Source organism: Mycoplasma todarodis, from assembly GCF_004335995.1.
GTDB lineage: Bacteria > Bacillota_I > Bacilli_A > Mycoplasmatales > Metamycoplasmataceae > Mycoplasma_K > Mycoplasma_K todarodis.
Genome location: NZ_PSZP01000076.1, coordinates 1 through 811, shown reverse-complemented (window position 1 = coordinate 811; position 811 = coordinate 1). Strand labels below are relative to the sequence as shown.

Annotated in this window: 1 protein-coding gene; it reads left to right on the top strand. The window is 29.3% G+C overall.

Annotated features, from left to right (window positions below):
• On the top strand, positions 1-388 hold a 388-nt coding region (locus tag C4B25_RS04665), incomplete at its 5' end, for a putative PEP-binding protein (protein ID WP_335904872.1).
• Between the last annotated feature and the right edge of the window lie 423 nt (positions 389-811).

Sequence of the window (811 nt, the reverse complement as noted above, 5' to 3'; positions counted from 1 at the left end):
AGATTTCTTCTCAATCGGTACAAACGACTTAATGCAATACACAATGGCTGCTGATAGAATGTCAGAAAAAGTTTCTTACCTATATCAACCACTTAACCCATCAATTCTTAACTTAATTAAAATGACAATTGACGGTGCACATGCACAAGGTAAATGAGTAGGTATGTGTGGAGAAATGGCTGGAGATCATAATGCAATTCCTGTTCTAGTTGGACTAGGACTTGACGAATTCTCAATGTCAGCTACTTCAGTACTTAAAGCAAGAAGACAAATTTCAGAAATGAACTTAACAGAAGCTCAAGCTCTAGCAGCTAAAGCAGTTGTGTCAGAAACTCAAACAGATGTTGAAGCACTTGTTAAAGCATTTAACGAAAAACACGATAAATAATTAATAAAAATAATAATAGGTAGTCCCTATTATTTTTTTACTCATTTTAGTTAAAAATAGGCTGTTTAAGAAGAATTCTATTTTAAGGTGAATATTTTATTGTCGCAAATGTAAAAACCACTAAGATAATCTTAAAAGTAATATGAATAATAAATTTAATATGACACATGCATTCTGGTGTCATTTTTTTTATAAAAATTTAAACACTCTTTAATGTGAAATAATTTTTTTAATCAAAAAAAGTGTAATTTCACAACATTTTTCAATATAAAAATAACTTTTAACATTTTTTTGATTTTTTTGTGAAGAAGTTTTTTAAAATGATGTTATAATAATTTAGCACCAAGACAAACATGCAAGTATAGTTTAATGGTAGAACTTCAGCCTTCCAAGCTGACTGTGCGAGTTCGATTCTCGTTACTT